Source organism: Micromonospora sp. RTP1Z1 (assembly GCF_033804685.1).
Classification (GTDB): domain Bacteria; phylum Actinomycetota; class Actinomycetes; order Mycobacteriales; family Micromonosporaceae; genus Micromonospora.
Map to the genome: position 1 here is coordinate 1 of NZ_JAPFQV010000003.1, position 25,449 is coordinate 25,449.

Here is a 25,449-nt window from a genome sequence, read left to right on the forward strand (position 1 = left end):
CGCACCGGGGCTCCAGCGGCACGCCCGGCGGCGCCGCCAGCAGCACCGTGCCGCCGCCCGGGGCGTCGGCCACGAACCGGCGTACCCCCGGCGGGCCGGCCGGGACCGCGGACAGCGCCGCCGTCAGCTCGGCCGGGCGCAGCGCCGGCAGGTCGGCGGTGAGGCCGGCCACCCGGGCGTGCCGGCCGGCGGCCGCGGCGCCGTGCCGGAAGGCGGCGTTCAGCCCGGCGTCCGGCGCGTCCGGCACGACCCGGGCGCCCGCCGCGGCCAGCTCCGCCGCCGCGCGGGCGTCGTCGGTCACCACCAGGACCTCGGCCACCGCCGGGCAGGCCAGCACCGCGCGGACCGTGTCGGCCGCCAGGGCCAGCGCCAGCTCCTCATGGGGTACGCCCGGCAGCGCGCCCCGCAGGCGGCTCTTCGCCGCCGGAAGACGCTTCACCGGCACCACCACGGTCCAGGTCGGCTCAGCCACGTGACAATCCTGCCAGTTGGGCGGCGGTACCCTCACTGGCCGGACCCGGGGCGAGCAGGCATGATTTCGTCGCGGGACGTGGGCGCGCGGGTCGGGGCACGACGAGGAGGCACGGTGGCACGGCGAAGGCTGGGATTCTGGCAACGGTTCGCCGTGGCGCTGGTCAAGCCGGTGATGACCGTCTGGACCCGGCGCACCTGGCGGGGCGCGGAGCAGTTGCGCCGCGAGGGCGGGATCATCATCGTGCCCAACCACATCTCGCACGCCGACCCGCTGGTCTCCGCGCACTTCATCCACGACGCCGGCCGCTGGCCGCAGTTCCTGGGCAAGGCCAGCGTGTTCCGGGTCCCGGTGATCGGCTGGATCGTGCACCGATGCAAGCAGATCCCGGTGGAGCGCGGCACCGTCGACGCGGTCAAGTCGCTGGACAAGCTGGTCGCCGCCCTGGCCGAGGGCGGCGCTGTGGTGATCTACCCGGAGGGGACCACCACCCGTGAGCCCGAGCTGTGGCCGATGAAGGGCAAGACCGGGGCCGCCCGGCTGGCGCTGGCCACCGGCGCGCCGGTGATCCCGCTGGCGATGTGGGGCCCGGAGAAGCTGTTCGACCCGCGGACCACCCGGTTCGGCCTGCGGCCCCGGATCCCGGTGACCGTGGTGGCCGGCCCGCCGGTCGACCTCAGCCGCTGGGCGGGCGCCGCGCCGACCCGGGCGGTGCTGGAGGGGATGACCGACACCATCATGCTGCGGCTGCGCGACATGGTCGCGGAGATCCGCGGTGGCACACCGCCGCCGCTCTGGGAACGTCCCGCCCGTCCGCGTACTCCCGAGGTGACCGAATGACCGGACATGTGGCGGTGCTGGGGGCCGGGTCGTGGGGCACCGCGTTCGCCAAGATCCTCGCCGACGCCGGCCGGGACGTGACGATCCTGGCCCGGCGGCGGGCGGTCGCCGAGGCGATCCGGACCGGGCGGCACAATCCGGACTACCTGCCGGGCCTGCGGCTGCCCGACCGGGTCACCGCGACCGGGGACGCCGAGGAGGCCATCGCCGGGGCCGAGGTGGTCGTGCTCTCCGTCCCGTCGCAGACCCTGCGCGGCAACCTGGCCTGGTGGACCGGCCACCTCGACCCCGACGCCACCCTGGTCTCCCTGATGAAGGGGATCGAGCTGGGCACCACCAAGCGGATGAGCCAGGTCATCACGGAGACCGCCGGGGTGTCCGCGGACCGGGTGGTGGTGGTCTCCGGCCCCAACCTGGCGCCCGAGATCGCCGCCGAGCAGCCGGCCGCGACCGTGGTCGCCGGCACCGACCCCCGGCGGACCGCGCTGGTCCAGTCGTCCATCCGCACGCCGTACTTCCGGCCGTACACCAACGACGACGTGATCGGCTGCGAGCTGGGCGGGGCGGTCAAGAACGTGATCGCCCTGGCCTACGGCATCGCCACCGCGATGGGTTTCGGCGACAACACCCGGGCCATGCTGATGACCCGGGGGCTGGCCGAAACCGCCCGGCTGGGCGTGGCGCTCGGCGCGGACCCGATCACCTTCGCCGGCCTGGCCGGCATGGGTGACCTGGTCGCCTCCTGCTCGTCGCCGCTGGCCCGCAACCGCACCTTCGGCGAGCACCTCGGCCGCGGTGAGACGCTGGAGCAGGCGCAGGCCGCGACCCGGCAGACCGCCGAGGGCGTGAAGAGCTGCCTGGCCATCCGCGACCTGGCCCGGGCGCACGGGGTGGAGATGCCGATCACCGAGCAGATCGAGCGGATCTGCCACGAGGGGATGGACCCGCGGCTGGCCGTGGACACCCTGATGAGCCGGACCGCCAAGCCCGAGTCGTACGAGTGAGGCGCCGATGACCGAGTTCCGCGACGGCACCCGGTGCGTGCACGCCGGGTTGCCCGCGCCGACGCCCGGGGAGCCGTTCCTGCCGGGGCCGGTCTTCGCCGCGCCGTACCACCTGGACCCCTGGCGGGGGCCGGCGGCGACGCCGAACGGGTACGGACGGCCGGACAACCCCACCCGCCGCCTGCTGGAGGCGGCGATCGGGGAGCTGGAGGGCGGCGACTGCCGGGTCTTCGCCAGCGGCCAGGCCGCCATCACCGGGCTGCTGCTGGCCCTGCTGCGCCCCGGCGATACCGTGCTGCTTCCCGCCGACGGCTACTTCCCGGTCCGGGCCTTCGCCACGAGCACCCTGGAGGGCATCGGCGTCCGGGTCGGCTTCGTGCCGACCGCCGGGCCGTACCCGTCGTTCGAGGGTGTCCGGCTGGTGCTGCTGGAGACCCCGGCGAACCCGGGCCTGGACGTGGCCGACGTGCCGGCGCTGGCCGCCCGGGCGCACGCCGCCGGCGCGCTGGTCGCGGTCGACAACACCACCGCCACCCCGCTCGGGCAGCGACCGCTGGACCTCGGCGCCGACGTCGTGGTCGCCTCCGGCAGCAAGGCGCTGACCGGGCACTCCGACCTGCTGCTCGGCTACGTGGTGACCCGCTCAGCCGAGCTGCTGGAACCGGTGACCGCCTGGCGGACCACCACCGGGGCCGTGCCGGGCGCCTTCGACGCCTGGCTGGCCCACCGGTCCCTGGCGACGATGGACCTGCGGCTCGCCCGGCAGTCCGCCAACGCCGAGGCGCTCGCCCGGCTGCTCGCCGGCCGCGCCGACGTGACCGGCCTGCGCTGGCCCGGGCTGCCCGGCGACCCGGCGTACCCGGTGGCCTCGGTCCAGATGCGACGGATGCCCGGGGTGCTCTCGTTCGACCTCGGGGACGCCGACCGGGTGGCCCGCTTCCTCGACGCGGCCCGGCTGGTCGCCGCCGCGACCTCGTTCGGCGGGCTGCACACCACCGCCGACCGGCGGGCCCAGTGGGGGGACGACACCGCGCCCGGCTTCGTCCGCCTCTCCTGCGGCATCGAGGACACCGCCGACCTGGTCGCCGACATCGCCGTCGCGCTGGACGCCAGCACCGGGGCCGGCCCGGCCGCGCCGGGCGACGCGACGCGCACCGGCTGAGCTATCGTGAGCCCGGCCCTGAGCCGTTTCGGCCCGAGCGGGCCCCGACCGGAGGAGGTGAGACCGATCCATCAGACAGGACCGGTGCTCCCCTCCGCGTCCGCGTCGCCCGGGAAGTAGGCGACGCCGGGAGCGCCGACGAGCGTTCCCGGAGGTTTCCCATGGCGCCATTCCCGTTCTCCCCTGACCGTCCCGCCCTCGTCCGCCAGCTGCGCGCCGCCGGCTGCGTCTACGCTGAGGACGAGGCGGAGTTGCTGATCGACGCGGCCGACTCGGCCGAGGCGTTGGCCGACCTGGTCGACCGCCGGGTCGCCGGCCTGCCGTTGGAGCACCTGCTCGGCTGGGCCGAGTTCTGCGGCCTGCGGGTGGCCGTCGACCCCGGCGTCTTCGTCCCCCGTGGACGGACCGCCCTGCTGGTCGCCACGGCGGCTGCGGTGGCCGGACCCGCCCCCGCCGTACTGGACCTGTGCTGCGGCTCTGGTGCCGCCGCGCTGGTGCTGCACGCCCGGCTCGCACCCCGGTGGCTGGCCGCCGCCGACGTCGACCGGGCGGCCGTGGCCTGTGCCCGGCGCAACCTCGACCCGCTGGGCGTACCGGTGTTCCAGGGCGACCTGTTCGCGCCGGTCCCGCCCGAGTGGCGCGGCCGGCTCGACCTGGTGGTGGCGAACGCCCCCTATGTGCCGAGCGGGGCGGTGGCGTTGATGCCGGCGGAGGCGCGGCTGCACGAGGCCCCGGTGGCGCTCGACGGCGGCGTGGACGGGCTGGCCGTGCTGCGCCGGGTGGCCGCCGGCGCGGCGGAGTGGCTCGCCCCGGGCGGGCACCTGGTGGTGGAGATCAGCGAGCGGCAGGTCGATGTGCTCTGTGGAGCCTTCACCGCCCTCGGCCTGGAGGCCGTCGTGGTGCGCGACGACGACCTGGACGCCACCGCCGTCACCGCCCGCCGCGCTGGCTGAGCCAGGGCCACGGCGACGGCCCACGACGACCCGTCGGTCCCGGTCCGCCCGTCGTCCGCTCGGCGCGGCTCGCGGCCCGTTGGGCCGCCGGTGTCAGGTGGCCGGGGATGGCGGGACGGTGAACGTGGAACTAGCCTCAGATCGGGACGGGCTCGGCGGGAGGCGGTGGCGGGGTGGGCAGCGCGGGTGTGCCGGTGGTGGTGGGTCTCGACAACGGCGGAAACAGCAACAACGCGACCGTCCTGACCGTCGACGGCCGGTTCCTGGTGGACGGGCTGGTGGAGATACCGAGCGAGGTGCAGTCCGGTCCCGAGGCGGCGATCGAGGCGCTGGCTCGGGCGCTGGACGGGGTGCTGGCGCTGGTCGGCGTCCCCCGCGAGCTGGTCCGCGCGGTCGGGCTGGACACGCCGGGCCCGGCGAGCGCCACCGGGGTGATCTCCTCGCGCGGCTCGACGAACTTCTCCCAGCCGGCCTGGCGGGGGTACGACGTACGCGGCGCGCTGGAGCGCCGGCTCGGCCTCCCGGTGATCTACCACAACGACGGTAATGCGGCCGCCCTCTACGCGCACCACGTGCACTTCGGGGCGGACGCGCTGCGCCGCTCCTCGGTCGCCGCCATCGTCGGCACCGGGCTCGGCGGTGGGGTGGTGGAGAGCGGTCGGGTGGTCGCCGGGGCCGCCGGCATGGCGGGAGAGTTCGGGCACGTGCACATCCCGCTGGACGGGCTGCTCGCGCCCGGTCAGCCGATGCCCACCTGCGCCTGCGGCTTCGCCGGGGACGCGGAGAGCGTCGCCTCGCTGACCGCGATCGAGCGGAACCTGCTGCCGCACTGGCTGGGCCGGCACCCCGGGCATCCGCTGGCGGCCGAGGAGCCGGGCCGGGCGGCGAAGCTCGTCCGCGGGTACGGCGAGCGTGGCGACGCGCTGGCCCGGGAGGTCTTCACCCAGCAGGCGATGGCGTTGGGCCGGCTCTTCACGATCGCGGCCAACTTCACCGACCCGCACGCGTACTTCGTCGGTGGTGGGGTGGTGGAGGCGGCGCCGGAGTTCCGCGACTGGTTCCTCGCCACGGTCGCGGAGCACACCGTGCTCCGCGCCGAGCAGGCCGCCGTCGCCACCTTCGCCCTGGTGCCCGACCGGGACATGGCCGGGGCGCGCGGGGTGGCCATCGCGGCGCTGGAGACCCTGCGCGCGGGGTCCACGGTCGGCCCGGTGGTCGCCGGCAGTTAGAGCAGCTTGCGCCGCTTCAGGTAGGCCACCAGGTCGTCGTAGACGCCACCCTCGTTGGCGAAGATGGCGACGTTGCGGGCGGTCGACAGCCAGGGCCGGGTGGACGGGCGGACCTCCTTCAGTGCCCGCTCCAGGTCCCGCTGCTCGATCATCCGGACCTCGCCGGTGCGTACCGAGTCGGCCATCGCGAACTCGGCGGCGGTCTCGCAGAGGTGGGCCAGGTCGGCGCCGGAGAAGTCCTCGGTCGCGACGACCACCTTGCGCAGGTCGATGTTGGCGATCGGCCGCTCACGCAGGTGGTACTCGAGGATCGCCGCGCGGGCCTCGGCGTCGGGCGGCAGCACCAGCACCACCCGGTCCAGCCGGCCCGGCCGGCGCAGCGCCGGGTCCACGTCCCACGGGGTGTTCGTGGCGGCCAGCACGAAGACCCCCTCGTTGCTGCCCTCCATGCCGTCAAGTTCGGCCAGCAGTTGGTTGCCCAGCGTCCGCATCGAACTCGACGAGGCCTGTGAACGCTTGTGGCCCAGGGCGTCGACCTCGTCGAGGAAGAGCACGCAGGGCGCGTTGCGCCGGGCCGCCTCGAACAACTCGTGCAGGTTCCGCTCCGAGTTGCCGATCCACATGTCGAGCACGTCGACGATGGACAGGGAGAGGAACTTCGCGCCCATCTCGCCGGCAACCGCCCGGGCCAGGAAGGTCTTGCCGCACCCGGGCGGGCCGTAGAGCATCAGCCCGCCGCGGAGGCTCTTGCCGTACATCCGCCGCAGCTCGGGATTGCGCAGCGGGCCGAGGAAGGCCAGCTCCAGGCGTTCCTTCACGGCCGTCATGCCGCCCACGTCGGCCAGCCGGACCGTGGCGGACTCCACGTCGTACACCCGGTCGGCGTCGCCGACGACCGGTTCCGGCTCGTCGCCGGCCCGGGCGAAGCGCGGCGGTACGACGTCGGCAAGCTCCTGCTCGTACGCGGCCAGCGGGTCGTCTCCCGGCGGTGTCGGACCGGCGGGGGCCGCGCGCGGCGCGGGCGGCCGGGCCGCCCGCGCCTCCGGTGCGGGCGTGCCCAGCGCCCGCTGCATCAGGCTCTGGGCCTGGTTGTTGCCCGGGTCCCGGGCGAGTGCCTGCCCGATCTGCGCGATCGCCTCCCCGCCCCGGCCGGCGTCCAGCAACAGCCCGGCCAGGTGCAGGCGCAGGGGCAGGTCGTCCGGGCGGCCGCCGACGGCGGCCAGCAGGCTGTCGATGAGGGGATCGGCGCTCATAGGACGAGGAGCGTAGTGAAGGCGGGGTCCGCTCCGCTCACCCGAACGGCAATTACTCCCCGTGTACTGCTCGTTGACCGGTTGCGTTGTCCGGGCCCGGGTACCCGGGTATCGGCTTTGGGTTCTCGCCACGCACAGTAAGGTCAATCGGGTGAGCGCCACCGGCGAGCACGGCCAGCCGCAGTCGCGAGCGAAGAGGTGACCTCGAGTGACCACCCCAGGCAAGACCCGTGTGGCGATCGTCTTCGGCGGCCGCAGCCCGGAGCACGGCATCTCCTGCGTGAGCGCCGGCAGCGTGCTCGGCGCCCTCGACCCGGACGAGTTCGAGGTGGTGCCGGTCGGCATCACCCGGCAGGGCCAGTGGGTGCTGACCAGCGGCGACCCGAGCCAGCTGTCGATCCAGGCGCGCAAGCTCCCGGAGATCACCGCAGCCGCCGGCGCCGCCCTGGTGCTGCGCGCCGAGCCGACCGCGGGTGGCCTGATGGTGCTCGACCCGACCGAGGGCCCACGGGCGCTGGCCGACGTGGACGTGGTCTTCCCCGTGCTGCACGGGGCGTACGGCGAGGACGGCACCATCCAGGGCATGCTGGAGATGGCCGACATCCCGTACGTCGGGGCGAACGTCTTCGCCTCCGCCGCCGCCATGGACAAGGAGTTCACCAAGAAGCTCTGCGCCGCCGAGGGCATCCCGGTCGGCCCGTACGTGGTGCTGCGCAACGGGGTGACGCTGAGCGAGGCGGACAAGGAGCGGCTGGGGCTGCCGGTCTTCGTCAAGCCGTCCCGCGCCGGCTCGTCCTTCGGCATCACCAAGGTCGACGACTGGGCGCAGCTCGACGCGGCGGTCGCCACGGCCCGCGAGATCGACACCAAGGTGCTGGTCGAGGGGGCGATCGCCGGCCGGGAGATCGAGTGCGGCGTGCTGGAGGGCGAGGCGGGCGGCGCGCCCGAGGCGTCCGTGCTGGCCGAGGTGCGGATGGTGGGCGACCACGGCTGGTACGACTTCGAGGCGAAGTACATCTACGCCGACGAGGTCTGCGAGTACGACGTCCCGGCCAACCTGCCCGAGCGGGTCACCCGGCAGGTCCAGGAGTACGCCACCCGGGCGTTCACCGCGCTGGACTGCTCCGGCCTGGCCCGGGTCGACTTCTTCGTCACCCCGGAGCTGGACGTCTACCTCAACGAGATCAACACGATGCCGGGCTTCACCCCGACGTCGATGTTCCCGCGGATGTGGGCGGCCAGCGGCCTGGAGTACCCGAAGCTGGTCAACCGCCTCATCCGCACCGCCCTGCACCGCCACACCAGCCCCCGCTGACCGCCGGGTCGCCCCACGCCACCCCAAGATCCGCGCACTTTCACGGAAAGAGTGGCCTCCCGAGCGGGAATGGCCACTCTTTCCGTGAAAGTGCGCCCGGTGCCGGGGCGCGGGTGCGGGGCGGACGGGGGTGGGTCAGGGGGTGCAGCCCTGCGGGGCGCTCTTCGCCGAGGGGACCGCGGCGACGATGGTGTCGGAGATCGGGCTGACCCACTGCAGCGGCTGCTCGTACTGCCGGGGCACGCGTACGCGGACCGGGGTCTCCCGGTCGACGGTGGTCAGCACGGTGGCGTCGGCCTCCTGCACCGCGTGCCAGCAGACCTTGTTGACCGACCACACCTCGTCGGTGGGCTGGACGATCGGCGGCGTGCCGCCGCAGGCGACGGTCAGCGCCGGGTCGCCGTACGCGACGTTCTGCTCGGGGCCGGCGGTGACCGGCCGCTGGGCCAGGTCGCGTACTCGCGGCGGCAACTGCGACACCAGGGCACGGCAGACCGTCGCCGGTCGCTCGGCCAGCGTCGGGGCGGGCAGCTCGACCGGGGCGGTGGACTGCGGCCGCGCTGCGGTCGCCGACGGGACCGGCGCGGCGGCCGGCTCGTCCGGGGCGAGTTTCGCGAAGGTGAAGCCGGCCACCGCCACGGTCACCGGCAGCGCGATGAGCGTGGCCACCAGTGCGGCGCGGCGGTTGGTCCGGTCCGGGCGCGGCGTCTCGTCGACCGGGCGGGACTCGTCGGGAACAGGGGAGACGGTGATCTCGTCCACTTACAGCCGCACCACCGAACACGTGAGGGTGCGGGTGATGCCGGGCACCATCTGCACCTTGCTGACGATGAGTTTGCCGAGCTCGTCGACGGAGTTCGCCTCGGTGAGCACCACCACGTCGTACGGCCCGGTGACGGCGTCGACCCGCACCACGCCGGCAAGGTCCGCGATCAGACCGGCCACGTCACGCGCCCGTCCGACCTCGGTCTGGATGAGGATGTACGCCTGTACCACGACTCGACCTCCGTCCGTCGCCGCCCTGGGGCGGCCCGAAGGGTGAAACTACCGTACGGAGCAGGCCTGATCCCTATCGGTGGCCGGGTGGACGCGGTGAGCGAGGGCACGCCCCGCCTGGGGACGGCGTGGCGGCCCCGGTGTGGGACGAGTGGATGCGACGAGGGGACGGCGATGACGGTCGCGGGTGTCGGAGAGTTCGGACTGATCGATCGGGTCACCGCCCGGTTGACGTACGGGGAGAGCTGCCTGCTCGGCCCGGGTGACGACGCGGCGGTGGTGGCGGCGCCGGACCGGCGGGTGGTGGCCTCGACCGACGTGCTGGTCGAGGGGCGGCACTTCCGCCGGGACTGGTCCACCGCGCGGGACGTGGGGCATCGGGCCGCGGCGGCCAACCTGGCCGACATCGCGGCGATGGGTGCCACCCCGACCGCCCTGCTGGTGGCCCTCTGCATGCCGACGGATCTGGACACCAGCTGGGCGGAGGAGCTGGCCGACGGCCTCGGCGCGGAGGCGGCCCTGGTCGGCGCGAGCGTGGTCGGCGGGGACATGTCCGCCAGTCCCACGCTGACCATCGCGGTCACCGCCCTCGGCGACCTGGCGGGACGGCCGCCGGTGGTCCGTTCCGGGGCGCGACCCGGCGACGTGGTGGCCCTGGCCGGGCGGACCGGCTGGGCGGCGGCCGGCTACACCGTCCTGTCCCGCGGCTTCCGGACGCCCCGGCTGCTGGTGGAGGCGTTCCGGCGGCCCGAGGTGCCGTATCCGGCCGGCCCGGAGGCGGCCGGGCTCGGCGCCACCGCCATGATCGACGTCTCGGACGGGCTGGTGGCCGACCTGGGCCACGTGGCGAAGGCCAGCGGCGTCGCCGTCGACCTGCGTCGGGACGCCTTCGAGGTGCCCCGGCAGATGCGGGACGCGGCGCAGGCGCTCGGCGTCGACCCGTACTCCTGGATCCTCGCCGGGGGCGACGACCACGCCCTGGTCGCGACCTTCCCGCCGGCGGTGGCGCTGCCGGCGCGGTGGCGGCCGGTCGGGCGGGTGACCGAGGGCGTGGGGGTGACCGTGGACGGCGCGGCGTACGACGGGCCGGCCGGCTGGGACCACTTCCGCCGGACGGAGTGATCTGCGACCGAACCGGGCCGGCAGGCCCGGAACGGCGTCGGTGGCGGTCGTACCCTTCAGGCGTGAGTGAGATCGAGATCCGGGCGGAGCGGTTCGACGCGCCCGAGTCGCAGGCGTTGATCCGGGCGGCCCTGGCCGACCTCGGCCAGCGGTACGGGGGCAGCGGTGACGAGACGCCGGTCGACGCGGCGGAGTTCGCGCCGCCCGCCGGCGCGTTCCTGGTGGCCTACGTCGGTGGGGAGCCGGTGGGCTGCGGCGGCTGGCGCAGCCACGGCGACGACGGGGAGACGGCCGAGCTGAAGCGGATGTACACCAGCCCGGTCGCCCGGGGCCGGGGAGTGGCCCGCGGGGTGCTGGCCGCGGTCGAGCAGTCGGCCCGGGACCACGGCCGCAAGCAGATCATCCTGGAGTGCGGCGAGAAGCAGCCCGAGGCGATCGCGATGTACACCGCGGCCGGCTACGAGCGGATCCCGAACTTCGGCTTCTACCGGGACGAGCCCGGCTGCCTGTCGTTCGGCCGCCCGCTCTGACCTGGGTCGTGGTGCGGGGCGGCGTCGTCGTCACACACCGCGGCGCCGTGTCCGAACCCGGACACGAGAGCACCGGCGGACCGTGACGGCCCGCCGGTGCTGGGTGGATCTTGAAGCTGAAGGCTTACCGCGTCAGGCGCGGGTGACCTTGCCGGCCTTGATGCACGAGGTGCAGACCTGCAACTTCTTGGTGTTGCCGCCACCGGCCGGGGTACGCACCGACTGGATGTTCGGGTTCCAGCGGCGGTTGGTCCGCCGGTGCGAGTGGGACACGTTGTGGCCGAAGCCCGGTCCCTTGCCACAGACGTCGCACACGCTAGCCACGGGATACTCCTGGGATTGATACGTTCATGAGGTCGCCGCCAGGCGCTGCCCGGGCAACCTGGTCAGGTTACCCGATGACCCGCCGTACGCCCAACCGGCCCGGTCGGCGGCGGCTCGGGCTCGCCCAGCGTACCGGTGCCGGGCGGAGGCCTGGACGGTGGGCCGGGACGGTGGACACGCCGGTGGGGGCCGGTCGGCCCCGGCGCGTGTCGGTGCGCGCAAGTAGGCTTCTCGCCGTGCTGGACACCCTCGACGCCGCCGCGGTGCGCCGCTGGTGCGCGAGCGGGCTGGCCGCCCTGCGGCGGCACCAGGGCGAGATCGACGATCTCAACGTCTACCCGGTGCCGGACGGCGACACGGGCACCAACCTGGTGCTCACCCTCACCTCCGCGCAGCAGGCCCTCGCGATGGATCTGGACACCCTCCCCGACGACGGTCACACCCCGCACGGGCACGCGCTGCGGCTGATGGCCCGGGGCGCGCTGCTCGGGGCCCGGGGCAACTCCGGGGTGATCCTGTCGCAGATCCTGCGCGGCTTCGCCGACGCGCTGGCCGCCGCGCCGGCGGTCCGCGGCCGCCAGCTCGCCGCCGGGCTGACCGACGCGGCCACCGCCGCGTACGGCGCGGTCGCCCGGCCGGTCGAGGGCACCCTGCTCAGCGTGGTCGCCGCCGCCGCGCGCGCCGCCGAGCAGGCGGACAGCGACGACCTGCGGGCGGTGGCCCGGGCCGCGGCCGGCGGGGCGGCGCGGGCGCTGGCGCGTACCCCCGAGCAGTTGCCGGCGTTGGCCCGGGCCGGCGTGGTGGACGCCGGCGGGCGGGGGCTCTGCGTGCTGCTGGACGCGCTGGTCGAGGTGATCACCGGGGAGAGCCCGCAGCAGCCGGCGCCCGCGCCGGCCGTGGTCCGTCCGCCGGCCACGGCCGTCCGGGAGACCGGCTCCCCGGAGTACGCGTACGAGGTGCAGTTCCTGCTGGACGCCGGGGCGGAGGCGGTGGCGCGGCTGCGCGCCGAGCTGGACGCGCTGGGCGATTCGCTGGTGGTCGTCGGCGACGGTGGTCCCGGCGGCGGCACCTGGAACGTGCACGTGCACGTCAACGACGTGGGCGCGGCGATCGAGGTGGGGGTGGCGGCCGGCCGGCCGCACCGGATCTCGGTGACCCGCTTCGCCGACCAGGTGGCGCCGGCCGCGCCCCCGCCGACCGTGCTGCCGGACGGCCGGGCGGCCGTGGTGGTGGCGGCCGGCGCCGGCCTGGCTGAGTTGTTCGGCGCCGAGGGCGCCACCGTGGTGCCGGGCAACCCGTCGACCGGCGAGCTGCTGGACGCGATCCGGGCCACCGGCGCAGCCAGGGTCGTGGTCCTGCCCAACGACCCGAACACCCAGTCGGTGGCGAGCGCCGCCGCCAAGGAGGCCCACCGGCTCGCCGTCAAGGTCAGCGTGGTGCCGACCCGGTCCCCGGTGCAGGCGTTGGCCGCCCTCGCCGTGCGGGACCCGGGCCGGCGGTTCGAGGACGACGTGATCGCCATGGCCGAGGCGGCCGGCGCCTGCCGGTACGCGGAGGTCTGCCACGCCAGCCGCGAGGCGCTCACCGTGGCCGGGCCGTGCCAGCCGGGCGACGTGCTGGCGCTGGTCGAGGGGGAGGTGCACCTGATCGGCGCGGAGCTGGTCGACACCTGCACCGCGGTGGTCGACCGGATGCTCGGCGGCGGCGGCGAGCTGGTCACCCTGCTCAGCGGGGCGGACGCCCCGGCGGGGCTGACCGACCGGGTACGCGAGCACGTGGCACGGGCCTGGCCGTTCGTCGAGGTCCAGGCGTACGAGGGCGGGCAGCCGCACTATCCGCTCCTGGTGGGGGTCGAATGACGTCCGAGCCGTCCACCCTGGACACGCCGCTGAAGAAGCTGGTCGGGGAGAAGACCGCGAAGGCCCTGGCGAGCCACCTCGACCTGCACACCGCCGGCGACCTGATCTACCACTTCCCCCGCCGGTACGACGAGCGCGGCGAGCACACCGACATCCGTTCGCTGGACGTGGGTGAGCAGGTGACCGTGCTGGCCCAGGTGCAGCGCACCGCGGTCCGGCCGATGCGGCAGCGGCGGGGCAACCTGCTGGAGGTGACCGTTGGCGACGGCTCGGGCGGGGTGCTCACCCTCACCTTCTTCGGCAACCAGGCCTGGCGGGAGCGGGAGCTGCGCCCCGGCCGGTGGGGGCTGTTCGCCGGCAAGGTCACCGAGTTCCGGGGCAAGCGGCAGCTCAACGGCCCGGAGTACGTCCTGCTCGGGGAGGGCGGTGACGGCGAGGCGGCTGCTAACGAGGAGGTCGAGGAGTTCGCCGGCGCGCTGATCCCGGTCTATCCGGCCGCCGCCGCGGTGCCCACCTGGGTGATCGCCCGCTGCGTGCGGGTGGTGCTGGACACCTTCACCCCGCCGGAGGATCCGCTGCCGGCCACCGTCCGGGCCGCCCGCAAACTGATCGGCATCGACGTCGCGCTGCGCGAGATCCACCGGCCGTCCACCAAGGAGGAGCTGTACCGGGCGCGGCGGCGGCTGAAGTGGGACGAGGCGTTCGCGGTGCAGCTCACCCTGGTGCAACGCAAGCGCCGGGCGGCCGACTGGCCGGCGAGGTCCCGGCCGCCGCAAGCCGGCGCGCTGCTCGACGCGTTCGACGCCCGGCTGCCGTACGAGCTGACGCCCGGCCAGCGGACCGTCGGCGCGGAGATCGCCACCGACCTGGCCACCGCCCACCCGATGCACCGGCTGCTGCAGGGCGAGGTCGGCTCGGGCAAGACGGTGGTCGCGCTGCGGGCCATGCTCCAGGTGGTGGACGCGGGCGGTCAGGCGGCCCTGCTCGCCCCGACCGAGGTGCTCGCCGCCCAGCACTACCGGGGCACGCTCGACCTGCTCGGCCCGCTGGCCCGGGCCGGTGAGCTGGGTGCCGCCGACGGCGCCACCCGGGTGGAACTGGTGACCGGCTCGCTCGGCGCGGCGGCCCGGCGGCGGGCCCTGGCCGAGGTGGCCGAGGGTCGGGCCGGCATCGTGCTCGGCACCCACGCGCTGCTCTACGAGGGGGTCGACTTCGCCGACCTGGGCCTGGTGGTCGTCGACGAGCAGCACCGGTTCGGCGTGGAGCAGCGGGACGCGCTGCGCGCCAAGGCCGACCAGCCACCGCACGTGCTGGTGATGACGGCCACCCCGATCCCGCGCACCGTGGCGATGACCGTCTACGGCGATCTGGAGATCTCCACCCTCTCCCAGCTCCCGCAGGGCCGCTCGCCGATCGCCTCGCACGTGGTGCCGGCCGCCGAGAAGCCGGCCTTCCTCGACCGGGCCTGGCGCCGGCTGCGCGAGGAGGTCGCCGCCGGCCACCAGGCGTATGTGGTCTGCCCACGGATCGGTGAGGGCCCGCAGAGCGAGGAGGAGCCGCCTCGGGAGGACGACAACGGGCGGCGACCGCCCCTCGCCGTCACCGAGGTCGCGCCGCTGCTCGCCGAGGGGCCGCTGCACGGGCTGCGGATCGGCGTGCTGCACGGGCGGCTGCCGGCCGACGAGAAGGACGCGGTGATGCGCTCCTTCGCCGACGGCGCGCTGGACGTGCTGGTCGCCACCACGGTGGTCGAGGTCGGCGTCGACGTGCCCAACGCCACCGTGATGATCGTGCTCGACGCCGACCGGTTCGGCGTCTCCCAGCTCCACCAGTTGCGCGGCCGGGTGGGGCGCGGGTCCGCCGCCGGGCTCTGCCTGCTGGTGAGCGAGGCGGCGGAGGGCTCGTCGGCCCGGGAGCGGCTGGAGGCCGTCGCGTCCACCACGGACGGTTTCAAGCTCGCCGAGCTCGACCTCGAGCAGCGCCGCGAGGGCGACGTGCTGGGCGCGACCCAGTCCGGGCGCCGCTCCCACCTGCGGCTGCTCTCATTGCTGCGGGACGCCGACCTGATCCGGGACGCCCGGGCCGAGGCGATCGCCCTGGTCGAGGAGGACCCGGAGCTGGTCCGGCATCCCGCGCTGGCCGCCTCGGTCGCCGCCCTGGTCGACGAGGAACGCGCCGAGTACCTGGAGAAGGGCTGACGCCGGTCCGATCGGAGCCGTCCGGTGCCGTTCGTCCCCGTGCTCGACCCCAGCCCGTCGTCTTCCGCCAGAAGTTGATCCACCCGTGGCCGCCGGCCGGCCGGCGGAAGGCCGCTGCCGAGTCGACGGCGACACCGCATGGCGGATGCGCCGAGGGCGCGCCGACCGGGTGGTCGACGCGCCCTCGGGCGATCCGAACGGGATCAGGCGGTGAAGCGGACCCGACGACGGCGGGCCATCACGAAGAGCACCGCGCCGGCGGCGAGCAGGACGGCTGCCCCACCCACGATGGCGCCGGCGGCCGGACCGGTGACCGGCAGGCCGCCACCCTGGCCCGAGCAGTCCTTCGGCTGGGTGTACGGGATGGTCTCGGAGTCCTCGACCACGTCGTACTTGACCGTGACCTTGAGGCCCTTGTACGCGTCGAAGCTGACCGAGACGGTCTTGCCCGGCACGGAGACGAGCTTCTTGGTGACGCCCTTCTCGGTGGTCATCGTGGCGGTGAAGGGAATGCCCTTCGCCGGGTTCTCCACGCTGAAGGTCATCTTGTCGCAGGTCTGATCGAGCTGGAAAATCGGCTCGGCCGGCTCGGCCGGCTCGGCCGGGACGGACGGCGTCGCGGACGGGCTGGCCGGGCTGGAGGCGGACGGCGACGGGGTGGCCTCGGGCGACTTGGTCGGCTCCGGGGTGGCGCTCGGCGACGGGGAGCTGGGCGACGGCGACGGCGACTCAGCCGGGCCGCAGTCCCGGCTGGGCTGCGCGACTACGCTCTGCGACGTGGTGATGATCTGGTCGCCGCGCACCCAACGCGCCTCGACGTTGAGCTTCAGTTCGGGGATGGCGCCCTCGAAGGTGTGGGTCTGCGTACCGGTCAGCGGGGTCCCGCTCTCCGTCTCCAGGGTCGCCCCGACGGCCAGGTTGCCGGTGATGTCACCGGGCACGGTGGACTCGACCTTGGTGATGGTGCCGGTGATGTCGGGCACGTTGCTGCCCACCGACCAGTTGACGGTGACCTTGCCGTCCTGGGCCGCGCAGTAGGTGCCGGAGGGCTGGGGGTGGTGGGCCATGGCCGGAGCGGCGAAGGTCGCAACGCCGGCGAGGCCGATCAGCGCGCCGGCGGCGACCGCCGCGACGCGTCGGAAGTTCGGACGGTTCACGTGTACTCCTGATTAGGGGAACCGGAGAGTGCGACGGGCTGGCGGAAACCTCACGCCAGGCGCGACACCCGGCAGACCCTAGCGATCTCGCAGTGTGCGCCACAGCACTGATTGCTCCTTCAGGATGATGTTGTCAATTCGTGATCTTAGATAGACTTCCTGTCGCGGCCCGGCTCCGCAGCGGTGATGTGCCGGCCGTCTGTCGGGCTCTCGGCCGTCGCGTACCGTCGAGCCATGCACAGGGAGCGACGGTGACCCGGATCGTGGCCGGGGCGCTCGGTGGCCGACGGATCGCCGCGCCGCCCGGCGCCGGCACCCGGCCCACCTCCGACCGGGTCCGGGAGGCCTTGTTCAGCGCGGTGCAGGCCGAGGTGGACCTCGTCGGGGCCCGCTTCGCCGACCTGTACGCGGGCTCCGGCGCGGTCGGGCTGGAGGCGCTGTCCCGGGGCGCCGACCACGTGCTGCTGGTCGAGTCCGACCCCCGGGCCGCCCGGGTGATCCGGGAGAACGTCGCCGCGCTGCGGGCCGCCCCGGCCGCCCGCCTGGTCACCGGCAAGGTGGCCACCGTGCTCGCGGCCGGCCCCGACGGCGACCCGTACGACGTGGTCTTCGCCGATCCGCCGTACGCCGTGCCCGACGAGGAGATCACCGCGATGCTGGCCGCGCTGGTCGACGGCGGCTGGCTGGCCGCGGACGCCCTCGTGGTGGTGGAGCGGTCCCGCCGGACCGGGCCGGTCAACTGGGTGGAGGGCGTCACGCCCGAGCGCAGCCGCCGGTACGGCGAGACCACGCTTTGGTACGGTCGCCGATCATGAGACGTGCGGTCTGTCCCGGCTCGTTCGATCCGGTCACCAACGGACACCTCGACATCATCGGCCGGGCCAGCCGGCTCTTCGACGAGGTGATCGTCGGGGTGCTGGTGAACCAGTCGAAGCGCGGCCTGTTCACCGTCGAGGAGCGGATCGACATGCTCCGCGAGGTGACGGCCTCGTACGACAACGTGCGGGTGGAGTCGTTCCGCGGGCTGCTGGTGGACTTCTGCCGCGCCCAGCAGGCGAGCGTGCTGATCAAGGGCCTGCGGGCGGTCAGCGACTTCGACTACGAGCTGCAGATGGCCCAGATGAACATCGGCCTGGCCGGCGTGGAGACGCTCTTCATGCCGACCAACCCGCTCTACTCGTTCCTCTCCTCCAGCCTGGTCAAGGATGTGGCCAAGTGGGGCGGGGACATCTCGTCGCACGTGCCGGACCTGGTCCGTGAGCAGCTGCGCGCCCGGCTGACGCCGCCGCAGCCCGACTGACCCGACCGCCCGGGCGGCCCTGCGCGACGCGCCGGGACGGGGCGGTTGGGCCACCTGTCGCCCGCGCACGACATCATTGGTGGAGCGGGAACCCGGCCGCAGCCCGCATCATGTAGGTCGGCCGAAGAACGACAGGAGTGAGGTACCGGTGGACCCGCTCGATCGCATCGATGAACTGATCGCCATGGTGGAGCAGGCCCGCTCCGTCCCGATGTCGCGCAACAACTGCATGGTCGACCGGGGCGAGATGATCGGCGCCCTCGACGAGCTGCGCGTCGAACTCCCCGCCGACCTGCGCCGGGCCGCCGCGCTGCTGGATGAGCGCGACAAGATCATGGAGGCCGGCAAGCGGGAGACCGACCGGATCATCAGCGAGGGTGAGGCAGAACACGCCCGCCTGGTCTCGGTGAACGAGATCACGGTCTCGGCCGAGCACGAGGGTGCCCGGATCATCGCCGAGGCCCGCGCCGAGGCCCAGCGCCTCCGCGAGGAGGTCGACGACTACGTCGACACCGCTCTGGCCAACTTTGAGCAGTTCCTCACCCGGGCCCTCGCCTCGATAGAGCGCGGCCGGGACAAGATGCACGCGCTGCGGGAGATCGGCACCTTCGCGGGCGACGAGGCGGACCGCCCGCTACCCTTCTGAGCGGCACCCCGGCAGCCGACAGGCGGGGTGCACGCCCCCGATTCGACGGTCGGGTGCTCGTCCAGGTAACCTTTTTTGTCGGCCTCTCACCGGCCGGAGTCTGACTATGCCCAAACACTCGCCTTCATCACTCAACCCCAGGTCGCCGCTGGTCCTCGACACGAGGGACCTGCCGCGTCGGCCTGGTGCGTTGCTTACGGTCAAGCGGGTCGTCCCGGCACCGGCGGACCTCGGCGTGGAGTTGATCAGCGTGCCGGAGGGCGCGGACCTCGACCTCGATCTGAGGTTGCAGTCGGTGTCCGAGGGCGTGCTCGTCTCCGGGACCATCAGTGGTCCCGTCCAGGGCGAGTGCGGCCGTTGCCTGCGCGAGATCAACGACTCGGTGGTCGTGCACGTCCAGGAGCTGTACGCGTACGAGAACAGCACCACGGACACCACGACCGACGAGGACGAGGTGGGCCGGATGCAGGACGATCTGATCGACCTGGAGCCGGCGCTGCGGGATGCGGTGGTGCTCACACTGCCGACCAACCCGCTCTGCCGGGAGGACTGCCCAGGGTTGTGCCCCGAATGTGGGGTGCACTTGGACGATCTGCCGGCCGATCACAGCCATCAGCAGATCGACCCGCGTTGGGCGGGCCTGTCGCAACTGACCCGTACAGAGGAGTAAGAACCGTGGCCGTCCCGAAGCGCAAGATGTCGCGCAGCAACACCCGGTCCCGCCGGGCGAACTGGAAGGCGACCGTGGTCGCGACCGTGGCCTGCCCGCAGTGCAAGTCTCCGAAGCTGCCGCACACCGCCTGCTCCGTCTGCGGCACGTACAACGGCCGCCAGGTTCTCGAGGTCTGACCTGGACGCCGAGTGACGCCCCCGACCGCGGGTCGGGCGGCGCGCGCACCCTGGCAATCGCCCGGTGCCCCGGCTCCCTCAGCCGCCGGCCGTGCCACGGCCGGCGTTCCGGTGGAGCCGGGCACCGCGCGGATCGCCGTTGACCTCCTCGGCGGGGACGACGCTCCCGCCGTCGTGGTTGACGGCGCTCTGCGTGCCGTGCGCGCCGACCCTGACCTGCATCTGCTGCTCGTCGGTCCGACCGAGGTCGCCGACGGGCTGATCGACGCCCTCGATCCGGCGCAACGCGACCGGATCACGGTCCGGCCGGTCCGGACCGTGGTCGGCATGACCGACCATCCCACCGCCGCCCGCGCGCACAGCACCGTCCGCGCCGCCGTCCACGCGGTACGCGAGGGTCTCGCGGACGCGCTCGTCTCCGCCGGGTCGACCGGCGCCACCGTCACCGCCGCCGCGCTGGGCTTCGGGCGCTGGCCCGACGTACGCCGGCCGGCCCTGGTGGCCACCCTGCCGGCGATCGCCGGCCCGGTGGTGCTGCTGGACGTCGGCGGCGCCCTGGAGCCGCGCCCGGCCACCCTCGCCCGGCACGCCGTCCTCGGGGCCTCCTACGCCGCCGTGGCGCACGGCGTCGCCGAACCCCGGGTCGGCCTGCTCTCGGTCGGCACCGAGGCCGGCAAGGGCGACCGGCTGCGCCGGGCCGCCGATCCCGTGCTGGCCGCGGTGCCGCTGCCCTGCGGCGCCCGCTACGTCGGCCTGGTCGAGGGGTACGACGTCTCCCTCGGTGTGCGCGCCGACGTGGTGGTCACCGACGGGTTCACCGGTAACGTGCTGCTCAAGGCGATCGAGGGCGCGTACGCGATGGCCGGCGGTCCGCCCGCCGGCGGCGGCGCCCCCCGGGCGGCCGTCGTGCTCGGCGTGGCCGGCACGGTGGTCGTGTGCCACGGCGCGGCCCGGCCCGACGACGTCGCCTCCGGCATCGCCCTCGCCGCCCACCTGTGGCGGCGCGGGGCCACCCACCTGATCTCCGGCCTGCTCGACGGCATTCCGCAGGATCCCGCACACGGCAACGAGGTAGTGCAATGACCAACGACAAGCGGCGGCGTGCTCCCATCGGTCACCTGGAGGCGGCCTTCGGGGTGTCGCTCGACCCGGAGCTGCTGGAGCGCGCGCTGACCCACCGCTCGTACGCGTACGAGAACGGCGGCCTGCCCACCAACGAGCGGCTGGAGTTCCTGGGCGACTCCGTGCTCGGGGTGGTGATCACCTCGGCGCTCTTCCACAACCATCCCGACCTGCCCGAGGGGCAGCTCGCCAAGCTGCGGGCCAGCGTGGTGAACATGCGCGCCCTCGCCGATGTGGCCCGCGGCCTCGGGCCGGACGGGCTCGGCGCGTACCTGCTGCTCGGCAAGGGCGAGGAGAGCACCGGCGGCCGGGACAAGGCGAGCATCCTCGCGGACACCCTGGAGGCGCTGCTCGGCGCGATCTACCTCCAGTACGGCCTGGACACGGCGGCGCTCGTGATCCACCGGCTCTTCGACCCGCTGATGGCCGAGTCGGCCGGCCGGGGTGCCGCGCTGGACTGGAAGACCAGCCTCCAGGAGCTGACCGCCGCGCTGGGGCTGGGCGTCCCGGAGTACCGGATCGAGGGCACCGGGCCGGACCACCTGAAGACCTTCACCGCCTGGGTGGTGGTGGCCGGCAACCGGTACGGCGGCGCGGAGGGCCGGAGCAAGAAGGAGGCCGAGCAGCGGGCCGCCGAGACGGCCTGGCGGATGCTGACCGAGCAGGCCGAGGCGGACGCGGCGGCGGCCACCGCGGAGCTGTCCGGCGACGGCGCGCCGGGCGACGCGGGGAGCGAGGCGGCCGAGGCGGGCGCTCACCGTGCCTGAGCTGCCCGAGGTCGAGACGGTCCGGCAGGGGCTGGCCCAGTGGGTCGTCGGCCGCCGGATCGCCTCGGTGGAGGTGCGCCACCCGCGTTCGGTGCGCCGGCACGCCCCCGGCGGCGCGCACTTCGCCGACGTGCTGGCCGACCGGACGGTGACCGACGTCCGGCGGCGCGGCAAGTACCTGTGGCTCCCGCTGGACAGCGGCGACGCCCTCATCGGCCACCTCGGCATGTCCGGCCAGCTGCTGCTGCAACCCGTCGGGGCGGCCGACGAGCTGCACCTGCGGGTCCGGTTCCGGTTCGCCGACGACGGCCCGGAGCTGCGCTTCGTCGACCAGCGCACGTTCGGCGGGCTGTCCGTGTCGGAGGGCGGCGCGGAGCTGCCCGCCGAGATCGCGCACATCGCCCGGGACCCGATGGACCCGGAGTTCTCCGACGCCGGTTTCGTGGCGGCGCTGCGCCGGCGGCGTACCGAGGTGAAGCGGGCGCTGCTCGACCAGACGCTGATCTCCGGGGTCGGCAACATCTACGCCGACGAGGCGCTCTGGCGGGCGAAGCTGCACGGCGTCCGCCCCACCGACGCGCTGACCGGCCCGGCCGCGCTGCGGCTGCTCGGTCACGTCCGGGACGTGCTCGGCGAGGCGATCAAGCAGGGCGGCACCAGCTTCGACGAGCTGTACGTCAACGTCAACGGCGAGAGCGGCTACTTCGACCGGTCGCTGAACGCGTACGGCCGGGAGGGCGAGCCCTGCCGGCGGTGCGGGGCGCCGATCCGGCGCGAGGCGTTCATGAACCGGTCGTCGTACAGCTGCCCGCGCTGCCAGCCGCGGCCCCGGGGCGCCCTCCGGGGATGACCCCGAGGCGGCTCGGGGTTGCGCCGGTGTGCCTCTTCGGGCCACTCCCGGCGGGTCCCCCGGTCGTACCCTGAAAAGCCCCTTCTGTCCGGTTGGCCGACCCGTCCCGGCCCGGTCGGCCGGTGCTCGCCGGATCGGGGACGAGCCCGGGCCGTTCCCCGATGTCCGAATCCGTTCCGCTCCCTAGCGTCAGCACAGTCGGTGCAGGACCGACGTGTGGAGGGGGAACCGGAGATGGGCAGGCGACCGGTGACGGTGCGGTTGGCGCGGTGGAGTGCGGAGCACCCGTGGCGGGCCATCGCGCTCTGGGTGGTCTTCGTGGCGGTGTGCTTCGTGGGCGGGAACGCCGCGGGCATGACCGAGGCGACCGACGACGACATGGCGATCGGCGAGGCGGGACGGGCCCAGCTGATCGTCGACGGCGGGAACTTCGACGAGCCCGCGGTGGAGAACGTGCTGATCACGCCCCGCGCCGGGGCGCTCGACCAGACGGCGGCGAAGACCGCGGCGGACGACGCGGCGGCGCGGCTGCGCCAGCTCACCGGCGTCGCCTCGGTGGGCGCGCCGGTGCCGTCGCGGGACGGTGGCGCGCTGCTGGTGCCGATCACCATGTCCGGCGACCCGAAGACCGCGTCGGACCGGGTGCAGCCGCTGCGGGACGCGACCGCGAAGGTCCAGGAGGCGCACCCGGGGCTGCGGATCGAGCAGGTCGGGGGGCCGTCGATCAACAAGGCGCTGGACGACACCCTGGGCAGGGACTTCAAGCGGGCCGAGCTGCTCAGCCTGCCGGTCACCCTGGCCATCCTGATCATCGCGTTCGGGGCGCTGATCGCCGCCGGCGTGCCGGTGCTGCTCGCGCTCTCCTCGGTGGCCGCGGCGATGGGGCTCTCCACCCTCGCCTCGCACCTGGTGCCGGCGACCGACACCACGGCCAGCGTGATCCTGCTGATCGGCATGGCCGTCGGCATCGACTACTCGCTCTTCTACGTCCGGCGGGAGCGCGAGGAGCGCGCGAAGGGCCGCTCCGGCCTGGACGCGGTGGAGATCGCGGCGGAGACCTCCGGGCACGCCGTGGTGGTCTCCGGCTTCGCCGTGATCATCTCGATGGCCGGACTGCTGCTCGCCAACGACGCGGTCTTCTCCTCGCTCGCCGTCGGCTCGATCCTGGTGGTGGCGGTCGCGGTGACCGGCTCGCTGACCGTGCTCCCGGCGCTGCTGGCCAAGCTGGGGCGCTGGGTCGACCGGCCCCGGGTGCCGCTGCTCTGGCGGCTCACCGCGCCGCCCACCGGGCGGCACGGGGAGCGGGCGACGCCGCGGTTCTGGCCGGCCGTGCTGAAGCCGGCGCTGCGGGCTCCGCTGGCCACCCTGGTCGTTTCGGTGGGGCTGCTGCTCGCCCTGGCCGCCCCGGCGCTGGGCATGAAGCTGAAGTTCCCCGGCATGGAGGACCTGCCCCGGACCACGCCGGCCATGCAGGCGTACGACCGGCTCACCGCCGCCTTCCCGAGCACCGGCACCAGCCACACGGTGGCGGTGCGGGCGTCGGCCGACCAGGCCGACCGGGTCCGGGCGGCGCTGACCGACCTGGCCGGGCGGGCCGCCGACCCGCTCTTCGCGCCGGCCGAGGGGGACGGCCCGAAGATCAAGGTGTCGGCGGACCGGCGGGTGTCGGTGCTGGAGGTGGCCACCCCGTACGCCAGCCGCACCGACGAGGCGGCCCGCTCGCTGCACGAACTCCGCGACGACCTGGCACCCGCCGCACTGCGCGGCGTCCCGGGCATCGAGTACGCGATCGGCGGCGGCGTCGCCGACAGCGAGGACTACGCCGCGCACATCCGGGACAAGCTGCCCGTGGTGATGGGTTTCGTGCTGGCGCTGACCTTCCTGGTGATGGCCTGGACGTTCCGGTCGGTGGTGGTCGCGCTCACCGCCATCGTCCTCAACCTGCTCTCCGCCGGGGCGGCCTACGGGCTGCTGGTCCTGGTCTTCCAGGGCGACTGGGCGGAGGGGGTGCTCGGCTTCACCTCGATGGGGGCGATCGTCTCCTGGCTGCCGCTCTTCCTCTTCGTGGTGCTCTTCGGCCTCTCGATGGACTACCACGTCTTCGTGGTCAGCCGGATCCGGGAGGGCGTCCGCGAGGGCATGTCGAACCGGGACGCGGTGGCGTACGGGATCAGCTCGTCGGCGGGCGTGGTGACCAGCGCGGCCATCGTGATGGTCGGCGTCTTCGCGATCTTCGCCTCGCTCAGCACGATCGACATGAAGCAGCTCGGCATCGGCCTGGCCGCGGCGATCCTGCTGGACGCCACGATCATCCGGGCGGTGGTGCTGCCGTCCCTGATGACCCTGCTCGGCGAGGCGAACTGGTGGGCGCCCCGCTTCCTGCGGGCCCGGGCGGCGACCCCGCCGGCCGAGCCGCCCGCCCCGGCGCCGGAGCTGGTCGACGCCCGCTGACCTCGCGCCGCACGAGGGCCCGGACCACACCTGGTCCGGGCCCTCGCCGCGACCGTCTCCACGGGTGGGCGATCGTGGCGTCACCCTTTCCGGGGGTACGCGCTGGGCCGGCTCCGGCGGGGTCAGAGGAGCGGGCAGGGCTCCCGCCAGGCGTCCAGGTCGCGGTCCTTGCGGATCGAGGTGAATCCGTACCCGACGGTGGTCACGCAGTACCCGGCCGGGCTGCCGGCGTACTCGACGTGGAAGACCGGCTTGTGCGCGTCGGCGAAGGGCAGCAGCTTGGCGCACTCCCGCAGCCGGACGCACTCCTCGTTGACCGCGAAGTCGAAGTCGGGCGCCAGCGCGGCTACCTGCGGCACGTCGTTGACCAGGCCGGGGGAGAGGTCGAGGGACCGGGCGAGCGTGGCGAGTCGCCGGTTGAACAGCAACTGGTCGTCGAAGCCGAGCGGGAAGCCGGGCCGGTGCAGGTAGCCGTCGGCGTCGGCGAGCGCCACCCCACCGAAGCCCTTGCCCCGGCACAGCCGGAACCGGTCGGCCAGCACCGGCTCCAGCGTGTCCCACCGCCGCACGTCCAGCCACCGGCTGCCCGGCCGGCCCGCCACCGCGGCGCCGCGGACCGCCGTCGGGAGGCGGCTGGCGTCCGGGTCCGTGCCGGCGTACGTGCCGACCCGGACCTGGCACACCAGCCGACGGTGCCGGGCGCGCAGCGCCGCGGTCTCGGTCGAGGTGGTCCGCACCGGGTCGAGCAGGAAGACGTCCGCCTCGACGGTGACGTCGAGCGGGCCGCTGAGCTGCCACTGCCACTGCCAGCCACGGGTCGACTCGGCCGGCCAGGGGGTGGGCGCCCCGGGCGGGACCAGTTCCGTCCGGCAGCCGGGCACCGGGGCGAGCAGCAGCAGCGGCACCAGTGCCGGCAGGGCCCGGCGCAGTCCGCGCCGGGCGACGCGTGCTGGTCGGACCCACGGCGCGGGCCGGGCCGGCCGGATCCGCATCGGCAGCTCCCGGGTCGCGGGCGGCACCATGCCGCCCCTGCCGGTACGCCGGGCTGGC

The 25,449-nt window shown here is 74.3% G+C and carries 26 protein-coding genes; 19 read left to right on the forward strand and 7 right to left on the reverse strand.

Annotation, left to right across the window (positions count from 1 at the left end; genetic code table 11):
- On the reverse strand, window positions 1-472 hold a 472-nt coding region (locus tag SLP03_RS02305), incomplete at its 3' end, for an NTP transferase domain-containing protein (protein WP_319458808.1).
- 114 nt (window positions 473-586) lie between these two features.
- Here SLP03_RS02305 and SLP03_RS02310 point away from each other — a divergent pair.
- The 5 genes from SLP03_RS02310 (at window position 587) to SLP03_RS02330 (ending at window position 5,660) form a co-directional block, all read left to right on the forward strand.
- Complete coding sequence (locus tag SLP03_RS02310) at window positions 587-1,312, forward strand: lysophospholipid acyltransferase family protein (RefSeq protein ID WP_319458809.1); 726 nt, start codon at window positions 587-589, stop codon at window positions 1,310-1,312.
- A complete protein-coding gene (locus tag SLP03_RS02315) occupies window positions 1,309-2,316 on the forward strand; it encodes an NAD(P)H-dependent glycerol-3-phosphate dehydrogenase (protein ID WP_319458810.1) in 1,008 nt (335 codons plus the stop codon). Before SLP03_RS02310 ends, SLP03_RS02315 begins: the two co-directional genes overlap by 4 nt.
- A 7-nt stretch (window positions 2,317-2,323) precedes the next feature.
- The gene (locus SLP03_RS02320) at window positions 2,324-3,478 is read left to right on the forward strand and encodes a cystathionine gamma-lyase (protein WP_319458811.1); all 1,155 of its coding nucleotides are present in this window, start codon (window positions 2,324-2,326) and stop codon (window positions 3,476-3,478) included.
- Window positions 3,479-3,639: 161 nt separating this feature from the next.
- Window positions 3,640-4,431 (forward strand): putative protein N(5)-glutamine methyltransferase, encoded by a 792-nt coding sequence (locus tag SLP03_RS02325; protein WP_319458812.1) that lies wholly within the window; start codon window positions 3,640-3,642, stop codon window positions 4,429-4,431.
- Between the two features lie 173 nt (window positions 4,432-4,604).
- The gene (locus tag SLP03_RS02330) at window positions 4,605-5,660 is read left to right on the forward strand and encodes an ROK family protein (RefSeq protein ID WP_319458813.1); all 1,056 of its coding nucleotides are present in this window, start codon (window positions 4,605-4,607) and stop codon (window positions 5,658-5,660) included.
- Here SLP03_RS02330 and SLP03_RS02335 read toward each other — a convergent pair.
- Window positions 5,657-6,913: an ATP-binding protein gene (locus SLP03_RS02335; RefSeq protein ID WP_319458814.1), complete on the reverse strand. Its 1,257-nt coding sequence runs from the start codon at window positions 6,911-6,913 to the stop codon at window positions 5,657-5,659. The two genes, SLP03_RS02330 and SLP03_RS02335, sit on opposite strands and share 4 nt — an antisense overlap.
- A gap of 208 nt (window positions 6,914-7,121) precedes the next feature.
- Here SLP03_RS02335 and SLP03_RS02340 point away from each other — a divergent pair, with 208 nt between their 5' ends.
- A complete protein-coding gene (locus SLP03_RS02340; RefSeq protein ID WP_319458815.1) occupies window positions 7,122-8,228 on the forward strand; it encodes a D-alanine--D-alanine ligase family protein in 1,107 nt (368 codons plus the stop codon).
- Between the two features lie 135 nt (window positions 8,229-8,363).
- Here the strand turns inward: SLP03_RS02340 and SLP03_RS02345 are convergent, their stop codons facing one another.
- Window positions 8,364-8,981: a DUF3515 family protein gene (locus SLP03_RS02345; RefSeq protein WP_319458959.1), complete on the reverse strand. Its 618-nt coding sequence runs from the start codon at window positions 8,979-8,981 to the stop codon at window positions 8,364-8,366.
- Between the two features lie 9 nt (window positions 8,982-8,990).
- Window positions 8,991-9,224, reverse strand: a complete 234-nt coding sequence (locus tag SLP03_RS02350) for an Lrp/AsnC ligand binding domain-containing protein (RefSeq protein WP_319458816.1) — start codon at window positions 9,222-9,224, stop codon at window positions 8,991-8,993.
- A gap of 174 nt (window positions 9,225-9,398) precedes the next feature.
- Here SLP03_RS02350 and SLP03_RS02355 point away from each other — a divergent pair, with 174 nt between their 5' ends.
- On the forward strand, window positions 9,399-10,346 hold the full coding sequence (locus tag SLP03_RS02355) for a thiamine-phosphate kinase (protein ID WP_319458817.1): 948 nt from the start codon (window positions 9,399-9,401) through the stop codon (window positions 10,344-10,346).
- 62 nt (window positions 10,347-10,408) lie between these two features.
- The gene (locus tag SLP03_RS02360) at window positions 10,409-10,876 is read left to right on the forward strand and encodes a GNAT family N-acetyltransferase (RefSeq protein WP_319458818.1); all 468 of its coding nucleotides are present in this window, start codon (window positions 10,409-10,411) and stop codon (window positions 10,874-10,876) included.
- 132 nt (window positions 10,877-11,008) lie between these two features.
- Here the strand turns inward: SLP03_RS02360 and rpmB are convergent, their stop codons facing one another.
- Window positions 11,009-11,200, reverse strand: coding sequence for a 50S ribosomal protein L28 (gene rpmB / locus SLP03_RS02365; protein ID WP_007456456.1), 192 nt, complete (start codon window positions 11,198-11,200; stop codon window positions 11,009-11,011).
- A 236-nt stretch (window positions 11,201-11,436) separates the two neighbouring features.
- Between rpmB and SLP03_RS02370 the strand changes: the two genes are divergently transcribed.
- Together SLP03_RS02370 and recG are read left to right on the forward strand one after the other, a co-directional pair.
- Complete coding sequence (locus SLP03_RS02370) at window positions 11,437-13,059, forward strand: DAK2 domain-containing protein (RefSeq protein WP_319458819.1); 1,623 nt, start codon at window positions 11,437-11,439, stop codon at window positions 13,057-13,059.
- The gene (recG, locus tag SLP03_RS02375; protein WP_319458820.1) at window positions 13,056-15,257 is read left to right on the forward strand and encodes an ATP-dependent DNA helicase RecG; all 2,202 of its coding nucleotides are present in this window, start codon (window positions 13,056-13,058) and stop codon (window positions 15,255-15,257) included. The genes SLP03_RS02370 and recG overlap by 4 nt, the downstream gene beginning before the upstream one ends.
- A gap of 203 nt (window positions 15,258-15,460) precedes the next feature.
- Here recG and SLP03_RS02380 read toward each other — a convergent pair whose 3' ends face one another.
- A complete protein-coding gene (locus tag SLP03_RS02380; RefSeq protein ID WP_319458821.1) occupies window positions 15,461-16,414 on the reverse strand; it encodes a cell wall anchor protein in 954 nt (317 codons plus the stop codon).
- Between the two features lie 251 nt (window positions 16,415-16,665).
- Here SLP03_RS02380 and rsmD point away from each other — a divergent pair, with 251 nt between their 5' ends.
- The 9 genes from rsmD to SLP03_RS02425 all read left to right on the forward strand — a co-directional run bounded on the left by rsmD (window position 16,666) and on the right by SLP03_RS02425 (window position 24,399).
- Window positions 16,666-17,229 (forward strand): 16S rRNA (guanine(966)-N(2))-methyltransferase RsmD, encoded by a 564-nt coding sequence (rsmD, locus tag SLP03_RS02385; RefSeq protein ID WP_319458822.1) that lies wholly within the window; start codon window positions 16,666-16,668, stop codon window positions 17,227-17,229.
- Window positions 17,226-17,714 (forward strand): pantetheine-phosphate adenylyltransferase, encoded by a 489-nt coding sequence (coaD, locus tag SLP03_RS02390; RefSeq protein ID WP_319458823.1) that lies wholly within the window; start codon window positions 17,226-17,228, stop codon window positions 17,712-17,714. Before rsmD ends, coaD begins: the two co-directional genes overlap by 4 nt.
- Before the next feature lie 148 nt (window positions 17,715-17,862).
- Window positions 17,863-18,360: a hypothetical protein gene (locus SLP03_RS02395; protein WP_319458824.1), complete on the forward strand. Its 498-nt coding sequence runs from the start codon at window positions 17,863-17,865 to the stop codon at window positions 18,358-18,360.
- Between the two features lie 106 nt (window positions 18,361-18,466).
- A complete protein-coding gene (locus SLP03_RS02400) occupies window positions 18,467-19,030 on the forward strand; it encodes a YceD family protein (RefSeq protein ID WP_319458825.1) in 564 nt (187 codons plus the stop codon).
- A gap of 5 nt (window positions 19,031-19,035) precedes the next feature.
- Window positions 19,036-19,209 (forward strand): 50S ribosomal protein L32, encoded by a 174-nt coding sequence (gene rpmF, locus SLP03_RS02405; protein WP_319458826.1) that lies wholly within the window; start codon window positions 19,036-19,038, stop codon window positions 19,207-19,209.
- 111 nt (window positions 19,210-19,320) lie between these two features.
- On the forward strand, window positions 19,321-20,292 hold the full coding sequence (locus SLP03_RS02410) for a phosphate acyltransferase PlsX (protein ID WP_319458827.1): 972 nt from the start codon (window positions 19,321-19,323) through the stop codon (window positions 20,290-20,292).
- Window positions 20,289-21,098, forward strand: a complete 810-nt coding sequence (rnc, locus tag SLP03_RS02415) for a ribonuclease III (RefSeq protein WP_319458828.1) — start codon at window positions 20,289-20,291, stop codon at window positions 21,096-21,098. Before SLP03_RS02410 ends, rnc begins: the two co-directional genes overlap by 4 nt.
- Window positions 21,091-21,948, forward strand: coding sequence for a bifunctional DNA-formamidopyrimidine glycosylase/DNA-(apurinic or apyrimidinic site) lyase (mutM, locus tag SLP03_RS02420; RefSeq protein ID WP_319458829.1), 858 nt, complete (start codon window positions 21,091-21,093; stop codon window positions 21,946-21,948). Before rnc ends, mutM begins: the two co-directional genes overlap by 8 nt.
- Before the next feature lie 234 nt (window positions 21,949-22,182).
- Window positions 22,183-24,399, forward strand: coding sequence for an MMPL family transporter (locus SLP03_RS02425; RefSeq protein ID WP_319458960.1), 2,217 nt, complete (start codon window positions 22,183-22,185; stop codon window positions 24,397-24,399).
- Between the two features lie 122 nt (window positions 24,400-24,521).
- Here the strand turns inward: SLP03_RS02425 and SLP03_RS02430 are convergent, their stop codons facing one another.
- Window positions 24,522-25,421 (reverse strand): endo alpha-1,4 polygalactosaminidase, encoded by a 900-nt coding sequence (locus SLP03_RS02430; protein WP_319458830.1) that lies wholly within the window; start codon window positions 25,419-25,421, stop codon window positions 24,522-24,524.
- Between the last annotated feature and the right edge of the window lie 28 nt (window positions 25,422-25,449).

What these genes read in the sequence shown, in the direction of transcription:
- SLP03_RS02315 (WP_319458810.1), top strand. Translation starts at nt 1,309, where the DNA reads ATGACCGGACATGTGGCGGTGCTGGGGGCCGGGTCGTGGGGCACCGCG.
- SLP03_RS02320 (WP_319458811.1), top strand. Translation starts at nt 2,324, where the DNA reads ATGACCGAGTTCCGCGACGGCACCCGGTGCGTGCACGCCGGGTTGCCC.
- SLP03_RS02325 (WP_319458812.1), top strand. Translation starts at nt 3,640, where the DNA reads ATGGCGCCATTCCCGTTCTCCCCTGACCGTCCCGCCCTCGTCCGCCAG.
- SLP03_RS02335 (WP_319458814.1), bottom strand. Translation starts at nt 6,913, where the DNA reads ATGAGCGCCGATCCCCTCATCGACAGCCTGCTGGCCGCCGTCGGCGGC.
- SLP03_RS02355 (WP_319458817.1), top strand. Translation starts at nt 9,399, where the DNA reads ATGACGGTCGCGGGTGTCGGAGAGTTCGGACTGATCGATCGGGTCACC.
- recG (WP_319458820.1), top strand. Translation starts at nt 13,056, where the DNA reads ATGACGTCCGAGCCGTCCACCCTGGACACGCCGCTGAAGAAGCTGGTC.
- coaD (WP_319458823.1), top strand. Translation starts at nt 17,226, where the DNA reads ATGAGACGTGCGGTCTGTCCCGGCTCGTTCGATCCGGTCACCAACGGA.
- SLP03_RS02400 (WP_319458825.1), top strand. Translation starts at nt 18,467, where the DNA reads ATGCCCAAACACTCGCCTTCATCACTCAACCCCAGGTCGCCGCTGGTC.
- rnc (WP_319458828.1), top strand. Translation starts at nt 20,289, where the DNA reads ATGACCAACGACAAGCGGCGGCGTGCTCCCATCGGTCACCTGGAGGCG.
- SLP03_RS02425 (WP_319458960.1), top strand. Translation starts at nt 22,183, where the DNA reads ATGGGCAGGCGACCGGTGACGGTGCGGTTGGCGCGGTGGAGTGCGGAG.
- SLP03_RS02430 (WP_319458830.1), bottom strand. Translation starts at nt 25,421, where the DNA reads ATGGTGCCGCCCGCGACCCGGGAGCTGCCGATGCGGATCCGGCCGGCC.